The 14,180-nt window shown below is 66.3% G+C and carries 16 protein-coding genes; 7 read left to right on the plus strand and 9 right to left on the minus strand.

What is annotated here, in order from left to right; all coding sequences use genetic code 11:
• Positions 1-351 precede the first annotated feature (351 nt).
• Both ELR45_RS05970 and ELR45_RS05975 read left to right on the plus strand, forming a co-directional pair.
• Entirely contained in the window at positions 352-891 is a 540-nt protein-coding gene (locus ELR45_RS05970) for a ribbon-helix-helix protein, CopG family (RefSeq protein WP_129664317.1), read from the plus strand.
• 46 nt (positions 892-937) lie between these two features.
• On the plus strand, positions 938-1,801 hold the full coding sequence (locus ELR45_RS05975) for a DUF4097 family beta strand repeat-containing protein (protein ID WP_165367521.1): 864 nt from the start codon (positions 938-940) through the stop codon (positions 1,799-1,801).
• A 250-nt stretch (positions 1,802-2,051) separates the two neighbouring features.
• Here the strand turns inward: ELR45_RS05975 and ELR45_RS05985 are convergent, their stop codons facing one another.
• The 5 genes from ELR45_RS05985 to ELR45_RS06005 form a co-directional block, all read right to left on the minus strand.
• On the minus strand, positions 2,052-3,113 hold the full coding sequence (locus ELR45_RS05985; RefSeq protein ID WP_129664323.1) for a YihY/virulence factor BrkB family protein: 1,062 nt from the start codon (positions 3,111-3,113) through the stop codon (positions 2,052-2,054).
• 9 nt (positions 3,114-3,122) lie between these two features.
• Positions 3,123-3,347 carry a DUF3618 domain-containing protein gene (locus ELR45_RS05990; RefSeq protein WP_129664325.1) on the minus strand — a complete coding sequence of 75 codons (225 nt, stop codon included), beginning with the start codon at positions 3,345-3,347 and terminating at the stop codon, positions 3,123-3,125.
• A complete protein-coding gene (locus tag ELR45_RS05995) occupies positions 3,337-3,744 on the minus strand; it encodes a phage holin family protein (RefSeq protein ID WP_129664327.1) in 408 nt (135 codons plus the stop codon). The genes ELR45_RS05990 and ELR45_RS05995 overlap by 11 nt, the downstream gene beginning before the upstream one ends.
• A 316-nt stretch (positions 3,745-4,060) precedes the next feature.
• Positions 4,061-5,224, minus strand: a complete 1,164-nt coding sequence (locus tag ELR45_RS37005) for a hypothetical protein (RefSeq protein WP_205856123.1) — start codon at positions 5,222-5,224, stop codon at positions 4,061-4,063.
• A gap of 132 nt (positions 5,225-5,356) precedes the next feature.
• On the minus strand, positions 5,357-7,468 hold the full coding sequence (locus tag ELR45_RS06005; RefSeq protein WP_129664331.1) for a S9 family peptidase: 2,112 nt from the start codon (positions 7,466-7,468) through the stop codon (positions 5,357-5,359).
• 125 nt (positions 7,469-7,593) lie between these two features.
• On the opposite strand from ELR45_RS06005, the gene ELR45_RS06010 reads away from it, so the two are divergent.
• Genes ELR45_RS06010 through ELR45_RS06020 form a run of 3 tightly spaced genes read left to right on the plus strand, consistent with a single transcriptional unit; the run spans position 7,594 to position 9,668 of the window.
• Positions 7,594-7,947, plus strand: coding sequence for a GntR family transcriptional regulator (locus ELR45_RS06010; RefSeq protein WP_129664333.1), 354 nt, complete (start codon positions 7,594-7,596; stop codon positions 7,945-7,947).
• The gene (locus ELR45_RS06015; RefSeq protein WP_129664335.1) at positions 7,944-8,942 is read left to right on the plus strand and encodes a DUF1648 domain-containing protein; all 999 of its coding nucleotides are present in this window, start codon (positions 7,944-7,946) and stop codon (positions 8,940-8,942) included. Before ELR45_RS06010 ends, ELR45_RS06015 begins: the two co-directional genes overlap by 4 nt.
• Positions 8,943-8,990: 48 nt before the next feature.
• The gene (locus ELR45_RS06020; RefSeq protein WP_205856124.1) at positions 8,991-9,668 is read left to right on the plus strand and encodes a TetR/AcrR family transcriptional regulator; all 678 of its coding nucleotides are present in this window, start codon (positions 8,991-8,993) and stop codon (positions 9,666-9,668) included.
• A 23-nt stretch (positions 9,669-9,691) separates the two neighbouring features.
• On the opposite strand, the gene ELR45_RS06025 is transcribed toward ELR45_RS06020, so the two are convergent.
• The 3 genes from ELR45_RS06025 to fbaA form a co-directional block, all read right to left on the minus strand.
• Positions 9,692-10,978 carry an adenylosuccinate synthase gene (locus ELR45_RS06025; protein ID WP_129664339.1) on the minus strand — a complete coding sequence of 429 codons (1,287 nt, stop codon included), beginning with the start codon at positions 10,976-10,978 and terminating at the stop codon, positions 9,692-9,694.
• A 180-nt stretch (positions 10,979-11,158) separates the two neighbouring features.
• Positions 11,159-11,569, minus strand: coding sequence for a DUF3151 domain-containing protein (locus tag ELR45_RS06030; protein WP_205856125.1), 411 nt, complete (start codon positions 11,567-11,569; stop codon positions 11,159-11,161).
• Complete coding sequence (gene fbaA, locus ELR45_RS06035) at positions 11,569-12,591, minus strand: class II fructose-bisphosphate aldolase (protein ID WP_129664341.1); 1,023 nt, start codon at positions 12,589-12,591, stop codon at positions 11,569-11,571. Before fbaA ends, ELR45_RS06030 begins: the two co-directional genes overlap by 1 nt.
• A gap of 226 nt (positions 12,592-12,817) precedes the next feature.
• On the opposite strand from fbaA, the gene ELR45_RS06040 reads away from it, so the two are divergent.
• Together ELR45_RS06040 and ELR45_RS06045 are read left to right on the plus strand one after the other, a co-directional pair.
• Positions 12,818-13,087: an HPr family phosphocarrier protein gene (locus ELR45_RS06040; RefSeq protein WP_129664343.1), complete on the plus strand. Its 270-nt coding sequence runs from the start codon at positions 12,818-12,820 to the stop codon at positions 13,085-13,087.
• Between the two features lie 54 nt (positions 13,088-13,141).
• On the plus strand, positions 13,142-13,750 hold the full coding sequence (locus ELR45_RS06045; RefSeq protein WP_129664345.1) for a nitroreductase family protein: 609 nt from the start codon (positions 13,142-13,144) through the stop codon (positions 13,748-13,750).
• An 82-nt stretch (positions 13,751-13,832) separates the two neighbouring features.
• Here the strand turns inward: ELR45_RS06045 and ELR45_RS37010 are convergent.
• On the minus strand, positions 13,833-14,180 hold a 348-nt coding region (locus tag ELR45_RS37010; protein ID WP_205856126.1), incomplete at its 5' end, for a tyrosine-protein phosphatase.

Consider the following 14,180-nt stretch of genomic DNA (forward strand, 5'->3'; position numbering starts at 1 on the left):
GGCCAGGGCGAGAACGTCGACGTCGTCGACGTCGCGCAGCTCTTGCTCGCGGGCGTCAGGCGCAACGAGAAGAGCACTTCTGGAGGCGGGCTCGTCGGTCAACCGGACGTCACGCCCGACAACTGACCGCAACGCGACCCTCACTCCAACTCCGGCTAAGCGCGGACCATGGCGTCAGCGTGAGTCGTACTGGCGCCAAGATGGCGTCATGCGGCTCCACCGCATTCAGGCCGGGCAGAACGGAAACACAGGTGGCTGCACTGTGCCTTGGGGACCGAAGTTTGCGCCATTCTGCGTCCAGTGAGCCAGCGAGCACTTGACATGACATCATATTGACGCCACCATGGCGTCATGGAGCTCACGCCTTACGTCACTTCCCTCCGCAACGCGCTCGGGGCTGCCGGACACGCGGCGTCCGATGACGTTCGTGAAGCGGCCGACCGGCTTTCCTACGCGATCGAGCCTTCGCTGCGGCTCACGCTCATCGAAGCGTTAGGGGACGCCGCCGCGGAAGTCACCACACAACTCGACGGAGTCTCGGTCGACGTACGCATCCGAGGCGGCAACCCCGAGTTCGTGGCGAGCGACGAGCGGTCCACGACATCGTTCTCGCCTCCGGAACCGCCGGAGCCGCCGAACCCGCCCCCGCCGCCGGACGTGGAGGAGAACCTGTCCCGTGTATCTCTGCGACTACCCGAAAGCATCAAGGCCCGAGTCGACGAGGCCGCGGCCGCCGAAGGCCTGTCGGTGAACGCATGGTTGATCCGAGCGATCAGTCAGACACTCGATGGCGCGCAGACCGGGATCCAGGCCGGCTCGACGGGAGTGCAGGTCGGGCCGCACGGCGTCCACGTCAACCTGGGACGACGTATCTCCGGATGGGCTCGCTGACCATTCAGTCCACCCTCCCGTCTTCGATATGAGGAGCACCTTAACCATGACCACTTCCAGCTATCCCCGCGTCTTTCCCGCGCCCACGCCGATCAGCCTCTCCGTGAAATCCCGATCGGGCAACATCCAGGTCACGGCCGCGGACGTTACTGAGACCACGGTCGATATCCAGCCCGGCAAGCCCGGCGATACCGACGCCATCGAGGTGATCGACCGTGCGCGCGTCGACCACCAAGAGAACGCCCTGCGCATAGACATCTCACGCCGCGGTAAGGGGCCGAGCCTGCTCCGCGACCCGTCGGTCAACGTCCGGGTCACCGTCCCCTTGAGCAGTGCCGTGAGCGTCCAGGCCGGCTCCGCCGACGTCGTACTGACCGGCGGTCTCGGGGACGTCGCTGCCAAGACGGGTTCGGGCGACGTCATCGCGGAGAGCTGCGCCGACGTCACGATCAAGACCGGCAGCGGTGACATCAGGGTCGATGGCGCGACCGGTGCCGAGGCGAATACAGGATCCGGCGACATCCTCGTCCAACACTGTTCGGGCCGGATCGGTACCGACACCGGCTCCGGAAACATCCGTATCGACCGGGCCGGCGACCACACCGAAGCTCACACCTCATCAGGCGACATCGAGGTCGGCGAGGTCATGGCTCAACTGGATTCCAGGACGGCGTCCGGCGACATCCGGATCCGGCGCGCGATCGAGGGTGACGTTGCCGCCAAGACGGCATCGGGTGATGTCACCGTCGGCGTCGCCACCGGGACGGCCGCCAAACTGGACTGCTCGTCCGCGAGCGGCAGGGTGCGCTCCGATCTCGAGCCGGCCGACGCTCCGGCCGAGACCGACCGGACGGTCCTCATCGCAGCGCGGGCAGCCAGTGGGTCCATCACGATCGCCCGCGCCTCCTGACGGCGACGAGATCATGATGTCCGTCGACGAATATTGCCGGCTCCGCTTCGACGCCGCCGATCGGCTCCGCGAGGCGGAGATCCGCAGGGCAACCCGTGTGCAGCGGGCGCCGGACAAGCGGGCCCGAATCGCTAGAAGGCGGGCCCGGCGGCTCGAGCTCATCGCGCTCGCACTCGCCGCATGCTCCGCCACGTTCGGCCGGCTAGCCGGGGCCGCCCACACTCGCGCAAGGATGCGACGAGCCCAGATGTCATGAGTCCGTGCGAGACCCTTGATGCTCGCGCAGCTCACGACCGCGCCGGACGTCGTCCGCAGCTTTCGCCGCTGCCTTGTCACTCTTCCGGGTGTCCCGGGGTGGCAACTGCACGGCCTCTTCGGCGGCGATCCCGGCCTGCAACTCGCGGCCACGCTCCAGTTCGGCGTCGAACTCGGCGCCGAACAGCAAGGCAACGTTCGTGATCCACAACCATAGGAGGAACACGATCACACCTGCCAACGAACCGTAGGTGCGGTCGTAGCTCCCGAAATTCGCCACGTAGAAGCCGAAACCAGCGGATGCGACGGCCCACACGATGAATGCGAGCAGGGCGCCCGGACTGATCCACCGGAACTTAGGCTGCCGGACATTCGGCGTTCCGTGATAGAGGACCGCGATCACCAGGAGCACGATGACCACCAAGAACGGCCACTTCGCGATGTTCCAGACGGTCACGGCGGTGTCCCCGAGCCCGATGGCACTGCCGATCGCCTGAGCCATAGGACCAGTGACCACCAACATGACCGCGGCCGCCGCCGCCAACAGGATCACCACCATGGTGAGCAGTAGCATCACGGGGCGAAGCTTCCAGAAAGGCCTGCCCTCCTCGATCCCGTAGATCCGGTTCATCGCCCGGCCGAACGCACCGACATAGCCGGATGCCGCCCATAACGCACCGGCAAGTCCCAATACCAGCGCCAAACCGGCTCCGGGCACCTGTGTGATCTGCTCGATCGGCCCACGCAGATCGGCCGCCAGATCCGCCGGCGCGAAGTCCTCGACGATGTCAAACAGGGTGTCTCGGGCTTCGTCCTCCTGGCCGATCAGTGCCGGAAGCGACACCAGCGCCACGACTGCCGGAAACAATGCGAGAACTCCGTAGTACGTCAGCGCCGCGGCGAGATCGGTGCATGCGTCGGCGGAGAACTCGCGCATGGTCCGCTTGGCGATGTACGTTTTGGATGGCCCGGTGAGCTGGGCCGGGTGTTCAGGCTTCTCCGGGTCGTCCGGGTGGGGCGCTTCCGTTCTGTCCGCAGGACCTTGTTGGTCTACCATGACGGCTCCTCAGTGTCGTCGCCGCCACGCCACCACGCAGATCGCCGCAGCCGCAGCCACCGCCATGGTCGCCCCTGCCACGTACACAAGTGGACGTGACTTCTCAGCCAGCCGATCCGTCAACTCTTCGACGGTCTCACCCAACTGTTCGCGGGTGTAGTCCAGATCGCGCTCGATCTCTTCGATGTCCGCGCCTTCGGGCGGTTCGGACCGCAATGCCGTTCTACCTGTCATGTTCTCCCCGCCCTGTCACCTCATCAACGTCACGTCTCACGTTCTCGATGGTCCGCTCCGGCGGTGGCTTCGCCTTGCCCACCTCACTCTTACCCGTGAGGGCCGCGATAGCTGCGAGTACGAACAGCACGCCAGCCACGATCAACGCCGCCGCCCATCCCGGAAGCACCAGTTCGAGCGCCAGGATCCCAGCTGTGATCAGCGCGGCAACGCCGAAGAAGGCCAGCAGTCCAGCGCCACTGAACATGCCTACGCCAACACCGGCATGCTTGCCCTTTTCCCTGACCTCGGCGACTGCCATTCGCATTTCGTCCCGGACCAGGCGAGACGTCTGCTCGGAGAATTGCGCGATGAGCTCCCTCGTGGGCGGCTCATCGTGCCGCGTACGGTCATCCATCCGCGCACTCCCCCGTTCCTTATAGAGGTCGCCAACGGATGGTCAGATACCCGGATCCGTTACAGGCATTCGTCGGGCGCGTTTCGGACGACCGGCGCGGCGCTGCAATCCTTGCTTTCTATGAAGCCAAAAGCCATGACCGTCGTCCCCGGCCGTCTCATATAGTCACCGTCTCATATAGGCACCCTGGCTACTCGGGATGCCCCGGAAACCCCGCCGAGACCCGTCCGGGAACCGCTGATCGCAGTTTCACCCGCAAGCAAAAACCCCGTGCAGGCGATGGGTTCTCGCCTCCACGGGGTTGCTGGAACAGCCCTCAAGCTCCCCGGTGCGGGTTCTGCGGGTCGTCGTCTTCAGCGGACCAGGAGTAATCCTGTGCTGGCGGTGGTTGGTAACCCTGCGGCGGCTGAGGAGGCTGCTGATACCCCTGCGGCGGTGCCTGCGGCGGTGCCTGCGGCGGCTGCTGCTGGTAACCCTGCTGACCGTAGCCCTGCTGCGGCGCCTGGGGCGGCCGCTGGTAACCCTGCTGCGGTGCCTGTGGTGGCTGCTGGTAACCCTGCTGCGGCGCCTGAGGAGGCTGCTGCTGGTAACCCTGCTGACCGTAGCCCTGCTGCGGCGCCTGAGGCGGCTGCTGGTAACCCTGCTGCGGCGCCTGAGGAGGCTGCTGGTAACCCTGCTGCGGCGCCTGAGGAGGCTGCTGCTGGTAACCCTGCTGACCGTAGCCCTGCTGCGGCGCCTGAGGAGGCTGCTGGTAACCCTGCTGCGGCGCCTGAGGCGGCTGCTGGTAACCCTGCTGCGGCGCCTGAGGCGGCTGCTGGTAGCCCTGCTGCGGCGCCTGGGGCGGCTGCTGGTAACCCTGCTGCGGCGCCTGAGGCGGCTGCTGGTAACCCTGCTGCGGCGCCTGGTGATACTGCTGCTGACCGTAACCTTGCTGCGGCGCCTGGGGGTAGGGCTGACCGGTCTGCGGGTTGATCGGCGCCTGCGGGGCACCTCCCTGAGCCTGCATCTGCTGCAGTGCGGACGCGCCTCCGGCGCCCTGGAACGCCATGAAGGCCGCGAACCCGAGAGCGAGCGAGCAGAGCAAGATCAGGAAAGCCCCGATGTGCGGGCCGGTGCTGATTTCCACACCGATCGCGGCTGCTTCACTCGAGGCCCCGCCATGCGCCAGCGAGCGGATGAACTGGATCAGGCCGAACAGCGTCGTCAGCGCCGCCAGTCCAGCCGTGATCAGGTCGTGGTTGAAGTTGATCTGATCGGCCACACCCAGTATCCGGATGACCTCCCACGCAATCAGGAGGATCGCCAAGATGCCGACGAGGACTCCGATACCGTTCCAGCCACTCACGCTATTACTGAACCCGCCGCCAGCGCTTGCCCGAACCCACGGGAAGAACAACGAGATGAAGAGGACGGCCCCGCCGATGAGTGCGATCAGCCGGTAGGGCGGCAGCGACTTGAAGTCGATCCCGTTAGACGACACGGAGAACCCTCGTTCCTGTTGCCTGGGCGATTGCAGATCTGTGCGTAGTACATCATCCCGGAGATTCACACATCCGCAAGTGAACATTGGCGGATTGTGCCTAATTGTCCGCTATGCCCGCTACACAGCCGCTTACTCCGCTTTGATATCCGCCACCGCGTCGATGATGAAGGCCAAGGTGAACGCCTCGTCATGCCACGCGTCGTACCTCCCGGACGGGCCACGGTGCCCCGCTCCCATCTCGGTCTTGAGCACAAGCGGCTTCTCGCCAGTGGCAACCGCGCGCAGCTTCGCCACCCATTTCGCCGGCTCGTGGTAGCCGACCCGCGGATCGTTCAGTCCCGCCGTGGCAAGGATGGCCGGATATCGGACCGCTTGCACGTTCTCGTACGGCGAGTAGGACTTCATGTACCGATAGACCTCAGCCGACTCGACCGGGTTGCCCCATTCCTCCCATTCAATGACCGTCAGCGGCAATGACGGGTCCAGGATGGTGTTCAGTGCGTCGACGAACGGCACCTCACCCACAAGCGCGGCGAACGCCGACGGCGCCAGGTTGGCCACCGATCCGATCAGCAGCCCGCCGGCGCTGCCACCCCGGCCGGCCAGCCGGTCATTCGACGTCCATCCGGCCTCCACGAGCCGTTCCGCGCACGCCACGAAATCGGTGAAGGTGTTCCTCTTCGCCAGCATCTTTCCCTGCTCGTACCAGGCGCGGCCCATCTCACCGCCGCCCCGCACGTGCGCGATGGCGAAGACGAACCCCCGGTCCAGCAACGAGAGTCTCGGGATGGAGAACCACGGATCCATGGAGGCTTCGTAAGATCCGTACCCGTAAAGCACACATGGTGCCGTCCCGTCGGCCGGAGTGTCCAACCGCCGGACCAGCGATATCGGAATCCGGGTTCCGTCCTCGACCGTGGCCCACTCCCGCACCGTCTGGTATCGACTGGGATCGAAATCACCGAGCACCGGCTGCCGCTTGCGCAACTGCAGTTCGCGGGTGCCGACGTCGTAGTCATAGACCGAGCTCGGCGTCCCCAGGGACGTGTAGCCGAGCCGGAAGGTCGCCGTCGTGAACTCGGGGTTTCCTCCCGGCCGGACGGACCGGACCTCTTCGGGGAAGTCGATGTCGCGGCCTGGCTGCGGCTCGCCGTCGTGCAACGGGATCACATGCAGGCCCGTGCTCCCGCCACGCCGCAGCGGAACAATCAAGTGCCCGGCGAACGCGCCCACGTCGACGATGCGCCGCCCCTGCTCGTGCGGCAGGACGGGAGTCCAGTGCTCCCGTCCCGGCGATCCGATCGGTGCCTTCGCCAGCTCGAAGTCCAACGCGCCGTCGTTGTGGACGATGAAGAAGTACGGCCCAGAGTGGTCGACGAAGTACTCCACCCCCTGGCGGCGTGGCTCCACCAAGCGGAATTCGCCGTTCGGCTCGTCCGCCGACAGGATACGCACCTCGCTGGTGATCGAGCTGCCCAGCGTGATGAGCACGTACGCCTTGCTGCGGGTCAGGCTGACATCGGCGAAGAAGCGCTCGTCGTCCTCCTGGTGCACGATCTGATCCTCGGCGGCGTCCGTACCGAGATGGTGCCGCCATACCCGATAGGGGCGCATCGCCTCGTCGACGGTCGTGTAGAAGAGTGTCGATGCGTCCGCGGACCAGGCGGTGCTGTAGTACGTGTTGGGCACCTCGTCGGGCAGGAGCTGGCCCGTTTCGAGATTCTTGACGCGCAGCGTGTACTTCTCCGCTCCGTCGTAGTCGGTGGAGAAGATGAGCAACCGGCCGTCCGGACTGACGTCGAACGCTCCGAGCGCGAAGTAGGGCGACTCTCCGGCGAGCTCGTTCTCATCGAGGAGCACCTGCTCATCGGCGGGCGAGACGATCGGCTGTGCAGGGTCGTCCGGCAGCTCCGGTTCCGTCCGAGAGCGGCAGTGGATCGCGTACTGCCGACCTTCCACGGTACGTGTGTAGTACCACCACCCGCCGTATCGGCTCGGCACGGAAAGGTCGGTCTCCAGCGTCCGCGCCTTGATCTCTTCGAAGATCTGGCCCTGCAGCCCTTTGGTGTGGGCGGTGACCGCCTCGGTGTACGCGTTCTCCGCCTCGAGGTAGGCCGTCGTGTCCGGATCGTCGCGATCCAGGAGCCACGCGTACTCATCGACGACGGTGTCACCGTGGAACGTCCGGGTATGCGGAACGCGCTTGGCGACGGGCGGGGACAGGCGATCGGCTTCGGACATGACCCGACGGTACCCCAGGGCCGATCCACTGACTTATCCGCCGTTGCGGGCCCGGCCGACGGTCGTCGAGGGCGCCGCCGGGTCACAAAGTTGTTCTATTAGAACTAGAACAATAGACTTAGTGAATGCTCATCCGGATGGACCCGAACTCGTCCGAGCCGCTGTTCGCGCAGCTGGCTGCAGCCGTACGTGGTGCGGCCGCACGTGGTGAGGTTCGGGCGGGGGAACGGCTCCCGGGCGCACGGGACCTGGCCGACTCCCTGGGGCTCAACGTCCACACGGTTCTCCGCGGCTACCAGCAGCTCCGCGACGAAGGCTTGGTGGAGCTGCGAAGAGGACGCGGAGCCGTGCTCACCACGCAAGCATCGGACGGACTGGCCGCACTTCGAGAAGCCGTCACCGAGGTCGCGTCCCAAGCCCGGCGGCTCGGTCTCACGACGGATGAGCTGGTCGACCTGATACGAACGGAGTACCAATGACTCACGCGACACCCCAGACGCCGCGGACCCGGCCCAGTGGCCGCACGCTCCTCGCCTCGGCGGGCATCCCCTTCCTGGTGGCATTCATCGGAGCACTCCTGGTCTGGAGCTGGCGCGACGATCTGCCGTCGCGGGTAGCCATTCACTGGGGAACCAGCGGTGCCAATGGATTCGCCTCGGTCGAGGCCGTCGCCGGTATGATCGCGGCTTTCGGCGTGGCCTTCCCGGCGATCGCGCTGATTCTGTCCTTCGCAGGGCGTCACGATCCGACGGTGGCGCGCGTCGTGACTGGGATGACATCGGGAACGACGACGCTTGTCACGGCACTCGTCGCAGGCCTGGTCGCCGATCAACGGGGGATCTCCGACGCCCGCGACGCAGACCTGAGCGCTGCCGCGTTCCTGGGAGCCGTCGGCCTGGCCGTAGCTGTGACCGTCATCGCAATATCCTTGGTGCCCCGGCGCACCGGGTCCGGCGCTCTCGTCCCAGAAGACGCGCCTCGCGTCCCCCTCAGTGAGAACGAGTTAGTCGTCTGGACCCGTTCGGTCGCCGCCGGGAGTCTCATGGTGATACTCCTGGCCGCCGTCGTCGGCGTTACCGCCATCACGGCACTGCTCACGGGGCAGTGGGCCGTGCTGATCGTCACCACCATCCTCGTCGGTCTGATCGCCCTGATGTGTTCGATCCGAGTGACCGTCGACCACCGGGGAATGACCGTCAAGAGCTTCCTCGGGTGGCCGAAGTTCCAGACGCCGATCGACGAGATCGCACACGCCGAGATGGCACGGGTGCGCCCGATCCCGCACTTCGGCGGCTACGGCTACCGTATTGCGCTCTTCGGCCCGTACCGGGGCGCGAGCGGCTTCATCATGCGAGGGGGCAACGGCGTACTCGTCGAGCGGACGGACGGCAAGCGCACGATCGTCGTCGTGGACGACGCGGAGACAGCGGCCGGCTTACTCAACGCCATGGTCGAACGGGCCCGGGCCCAATAGTGCGGTCCGGCTTGCCATAGATGTTAGCGAGTGTCAACATTCATGGACATGACCGTTCCAGGCCGCCATCGCGACACCTACCACCACGGCGATCTCCGCAACGCGCTCATCACAGCCGGTGCGGAACTCGCCGGGCAGGGCGGACCTGACGCGGTCGGGATCCGGCCGGCCGCCCGCATGGTCGGAGTCACACCCACCGCCGCATACCGGCACTTCAGCGACGCCGACCAGCTCCTCAACGCGGTCAAAGACAGAGCTTTCACCGTCCTGCTCGAAGCGATGCGCGAGCACGTCGCCGCCATCGGGACCAGCGGCACGCCCGCGGATCGCGCGGTCCAGCGGCTCGAAGCGATTGGGCGCGCCTACATCGAAGCCGCACTGGCCGAGCCTGGCTTGTTCCGGGTCGCCTTCGGCGAACGGGGATCCCTGCCGGACCTGCCTGCCGAAGCCATGCCCCCCACGTTCCGCGTGCTCAACGAGACGCTGGACGAGCTGGTCGACGCCGGCGTCATGCCTCCCGACCGGCGGCCGATGGCCGAGCTTGCGGCCTGGTCCGCCGTGCACGGATTCGCCCGACTGGTCCTGGACGGACCGCTCTCTCAGCTACCGGACGCCGCCAGGCGGGAGGCGTCGGAACGGATCATCGGGATGGTGCTCGAAGCTTTCGCTCCCGACCGGTCGGGCAAGGACGGCCGATCGGGTGATTCCACCGACGGGACGCCCTAGCCGGACAGGCGAGCGTCCGCGTGCTAGCCGATCAGGTCGCGCACAGCGATGATCGACTCCCGTCCCGCTCCCACACCGACCGCCGAGATAGGCGCACCGCAGAGCTCCTGCACGGCCTCCACGTAGCGTCGCGCGGCCGCCGGCAGCTCGGCAAGCGAACGAGCACCCGAGATGTCCTCGTCCCACCCTTCGAGGTACTCGTAGATCGGTGTGGCATGGTGAAAGTCGGTCTGGGTCATCGGCATCTCGTCGTGCCGGACGCCGTCCACGTCGTATGCGACGCAGACCGGTACCTGATCCCAGCCCGTCAGGACGTCGAGTTTGGTCAGGACGAAGTCGGTGGTGCCGTTCACCCGGACCGCGAAGCGGCCGACAACCGCGTCCAGCCAGCCGCACCGGCGGGGGCGCCCGGTGGTTGTGCCGAATTCGCCTCCGTCCTTGCGTAGCCGCACGCCGTCCTCATTGGTGAGCTCGGTGGGGAAGGGTCCTTCACCCACCCTCGTCGTGTAGGCCTTCATCACGGTGACGACCCGGTCGATGCGCGTCGGTGGAATCCCCGCGCCCGTACACGCGCCACCAGATGTCGGGTTCGACGAGGTCACGAACGGGTACGTCCCGTGGTCGACATCCAGCAGCGTCGCCTGGCCGCCTTCCAGCACGACGTTCGCGCCCTCGTCGATCGCCTTCGCCAGCAGCAGGCTGGTGTCCGCGACCATGGGCCGCAATCGATCGGCGTACCCCATCAACTCGTCGACGATCTCGTCCACCGTGACCGCGCGCCGGTTGTACACCTTGACCAGGAGCTGGTTCTTCTGTACCAGCGCACCCTCGACCTTCTGGCGGAGGATCTTCTCATCGAAGAGGTCCTGCACACGCAAGCCGACGCGGGACATCTTGTCCGCATAGGTGGGGCCGACTCCACGACCGGTGGTGCCGATACGGCGGCTGCCCAGGAACCGCTCCACCACCTTGTCCAGGCTGCGATTGTACGGCGGCAGCAGGTGCGCGTTCGCGCTGACGACCAAGGCCGAGGTGTCCACGCCGCGTGCTTCCAGCGCGTCGATCTCCTCGAACAGCACGCCGAGGTCGACCACGACGCCGTTACCGATCACCGGCACGACACCCGGGGTGAGGATTCCAGACGGCAGCAGGTGCAACGCGTAGGTCTCACCGTCGATCACCACGGTGTGCCCGGCGTTGTTACCGCCGTTGAACTTGACGACATAGTCAACCGAGCTGCCGAGCAGGTCGGTCGCCTTTCCCTTGCCTTCGTCACCCCATTGGGCTCCGACGAGAACGATCGCGGGCATGGCGGGGTGTTCCCCCTTCTTACATGGACGATTACTGACGCCGAGGCTACCGGAAGTTCCGGTGATCACGACCGGCAGCGTGCAAAGCCGGCATTCGCCTACGGCCTCGTCTGGCGGTGGGGCCCGCGTGTCACCCATCGTGGCACACGAGGCACCCCACCCCCAGCTTCCGGAGTCGGTCTAGAGCAGTTCGCCGGCAGCGGTCGGGCTGGAGTCACGCAGGAACTGAGCGCACCGCTCCGCTTCCTCGGCCTCGCCGATGCTCTCCGCGGCGCGACCCAAGGCATGCAGCGCCCGCAAGAACCCTCGGTTCGGTTCGTGCTCCCACGGGATCGGGCCATGCCCCTTCCAGCCGGCACGCCGGAGCTGGTCGAGGCCGCGGTGGTATCCGGTACGGGCGAACGCGTAAGAGGTCACGACGTCCCCGGCCTCGAACGCACGGTCGGCCAGCTCCGCCCACGCCAGTGACGACGTGGGATGTGAAGCGGCCACCGTCGCCGGATCGACACCGGTGGCCAGCGCCTCCCGCGGCGTAGGCTCGTCCGGAAGCAGGGTCTCCGGCGGCCCGCCGAGAAGATCCTCGCCGGGCATCACTTCATCCTCTGCCCAGCCGACCGCAGCCACTGCGTGGCGTTGACAACGCGCTCAGCCATGCCGGCCTCGGCCGCCTTGCCCCATGTGCGGGGGTCGTACATCTTCTTGTTGCCGACCTCGCCGTCGATCTTCAGCACACCGTCGTAGTTCTTGAACATGTGCTCGGCGACCGGGCGGGTGAAGGCGTACTGCGTGTCGGTGTCGATGTTCATCTTCACCACGCCGTAGTCGACCGCTGCCGCGACCTCTTCGGCAGTCGATCCGGAGCCACCGTGGAACACCAGGTTGAACGGCTTCTCCTTGCCGTACTTCTCACCGACGGTCTGCTGGATGTCACGGAGGATCTCCGGACGCAGCTTGACGTTGCCCGGCTTGTACACGCCGTGCACGTTCCCGAAGGTCAGCGCCGTGAGGTAGGTGCCCTTATCACCTGTGCCCAGCGCCGCGGCGGTGGCCAGGCCATCCTCCACGGTGGTGTACAGCTTCTCGTTGATCTCGTGCGCGACACCGTCCTCTTCGCCGCCGACGACGCCGACCTCGATCTCGAGGAGCGTCTTGGCCTCAGCGGAGAGCGCGAGCAGCTCTTCGGCGAGCTTCAGGTTCTCGTCGAGCGGCACGGCCGAGCCGTCCCACATGTGCGATCCGAAAAGGGGATCGCCGCCGGCCTTCACTCGTTCGGTGGACGCCGCCAGCAGTGGCTTCACCCAGTGTTCCACCGCGTCCACGGGAGCGTGGTCGGTGTGCAGGGCGATCTGTACGTCGTAGCTCTTGGCGGCCTCGTGAGCGAAGGCGGCGAAGGCAATGGCGCCACGGACCCGGTCCTTGACCGTAGGACCGGACAGGTATTCCGCGCCACCGGTCGAAACCTGGATGATCCCGTCACTCTCGGCCTCGGCGAACCCGCGCAGTGCGGCGTTCAGGGTCTGTGACGAGGAGACGTTGATGGCCGGATAGGCGAAAGCTCCGGCCTTGGCGCGGCTGATCATCTCCGCATAGACATCAGGGGTGGCGATCGGCATAGATGACTCCATTCCGTGTAGACGGCTGCGCCGGACCTGCGGTCCGTATCCCACCTCGCGGCACCGGGAGGCGAGACGTCAACAGCCAGTATCCACCGAAGCCACCCTCTGATGCGACGTGGGCGCCGAGAGCCGGTTTCGACGCCAGTGGCCGACCGGCACTCCCGCCGTCACAACACAGCGAGATACGCTCGCATTGACACCGTCTCGACATCGAGGGAGAGCTGTGGCAGAGCGTACAACCGTCGTTGCCAGCCAATCCGGCCTACACGCCCGTCCGGCGGCCGTCTTCGTCAAGGCCGCTGCAGAGCAGCCCGCCAAGGTCACCATCCGCAAGCCCGACGGCGAACCGGTCGACGCATCGAGCATCCTCTCCCTCATGACGCTCGGCGTCGAGCAAGGAGACGAGGTGATCCTCGCCGCCGAGGGCGACCGTGCCGAGGAGGCACTGGATACTCTCATCGCGTTGCTGGAGACGGACCTCGACGCCGAATGACCCGAACTCACCCATAGTCAGCACCGCCGACGAGCCCTGAATTTAGGAGCGCGCGTGGAGTTCGCAGAGGTGGTGCGGCGGCGGCGCATGGTCCGGAACTACACCGATGACCCGATCGAGCCCGCGGCAATCGACCGGGTTCTGGCCCATGCCGTACGCGCACCGAGCGCCGGCTTCAGCCAGGGCTGGGCGTTCCTCCGCCTGGACACCGCCGCGGACGTGAATCTGTTCTGGGAGGCCGCCACACCTCCCGGACGCGGGACCGACGCCTGGTCACAAGGTCTGCGCCGAGCACCGGTGATCATCGTCCCGATGTCCTCGAAACAGGCCTACCTCGATCGTTACGCGGCGTCGGACAAGGGCTGGACCGACCGCGACGAGGCCCGCTGGCCAGCCCCGTACTGGGACATCGACACCGGCATGGCCAGCCTGCTCATGCTGCTGACCGTGGTGGACGAGGGGCTCGGCGCATGCTTCTTCGGCATCCCTCCGGAACGGATCGCGGAATTCCGCGCCACGTTCGCAGTGCCGGACGAATACACCCCGATCGGTGCCATCACCATCGGCTACCGGGCGCCGGACCGCCGGTCACCGTCCCTGCAGCGCGGCCGCAGGAGCGTCGATGACGTCGTCCACCACGGCAAATGGAACGGCACCCGCTGAAGGCCAGTTCCCCCATGATCATCGAGGATGTTGGGGGTTATAACCCCGCTGATCCTCGATGATCATGGGGAGGAGTATGACCTCAGTCGAGCAGCCGGGCGCGGAGAGCGTCGGCGTCCTCTGAGGTCCATCCTTGGCTCGAGAGCCAGTCCTGCAGCCCGCCGACGTGCTCGTCGGCCAGGTCGAGAAAGTTCTCCATGGTCTCGGGAAGTGCGAAATGGCTGCTCAGGGGGCGGCTATTCAAATCGTCGGCATAGGTCGGCGTCTTCGTCAGCCGGTCCATGATCTGCTCGATCCGAGTGTTAGAGAGCGCGTAGTCCTCCACGATCACCTCGCGCGGCACCCCGACGGTGGTCAGAGTGAGTGCCACCAGAACGCCGGTACGGTCCTTGCCGGCTGCGCAGTGAGCTAACGCGGCGCCGTCACCGTA

Source organism: Phytoactinopolyspora endophytica, assembly GCF_004138495.1.
Taxonomy (GTDB): Bacteria; Actinomycetota; Actinomycetes; order Jiangellales; family Jiangellaceae; genus Phytoactinopolyspora; species Phytoactinopolyspora endophytica.

What these genes read in the sequence shown, in the direction of transcription:
- ELR45_RS05970 (WP_129664317.1), top strand. Translation starts at nt 352, where the DNA reads ATGGAGCTCACGCCTTACGTCACTTCCCTCCGCAACGCGCTCGGGGCT.
- ELR45_RS05975 (WP_165367521.1), top strand. Translation starts at nt 938, where the DNA reads ATGACCACTTCCAGCTATCCCCGCGTCTTTCCCGCGCCCACGCCGATC.
- ELR45_RS05985 (WP_129664323.1), bottom strand. Translation starts at nt 3,113, where the DNA reads ATGGTAGACCAACAAGGTCCTGCGGACAGAACGGAAGCGCCCCACCCG.
- ELR45_RS05990 (WP_129664325.1), bottom strand. Translation starts at nt 3,347, where the DNA reads ATGACAGGTAGAACGGCATTGCGGTCCGAACCGCCCGAAGGCGCGGAC.
- ELR45_RS05995 (WP_129664327.1), bottom strand. Translation starts at nt 3,744, where the DNA reads ATGGATGACCGTACGCGGCACGATGAGCCGCCCACGAGGGAGCTCATC.
- ELR45_RS06005 (WP_129664331.1), bottom strand. Translation starts at nt 7,468, where the DNA reads ATGTCCGAAGCCGATCGCCTGTCCCCGCCCGTCGCCAAGCGCGTTCCG.
- ELR45_RS06010 (WP_129664333.1), top strand. Translation starts at nt 7,594, where the DNA reads ATGCTCATCCGGATGGACCCGAACTCGTCCGAGCCGCTGTTCGCGCAG.
- ELR45_RS06015 (WP_129664335.1), top strand. Translation starts at nt 7,944, where the DNA reads ATGACTCACGCGACACCCCAGACGCCGCGGACCCGGCCCAGTGGCCGC.
- ELR45_RS06020 (WP_205856124.1), top strand. Translation starts at nt 8,991, where the DNA reads ATGACCGTTCCAGGCCGCCATCGCGACACCTACCACCACGGCGATCTC.
- ELR45_RS06025 (WP_129664339.1), bottom strand. Translation starts at nt 10,978, where the DNA reads ATGCCCGCGATCGTTCTCGTCGGAGCCCAATGGGGTGACGAAGGCAAG.
- ELR45_RS06030 (WP_205856125.1), bottom strand. Translation starts at nt 11,569, where the DNA reads ATGCCCGGCGAGGATCTTCTCGGCGGGCCGCCGGAGACCCTGCTTCCG.
- fbaA (WP_129664341.1), bottom strand. Translation starts at nt 12,591, where the DNA reads ATGCCGATCGCCACCCCTGATGTCTATGCGGAGATGATCAGCCGCGCC.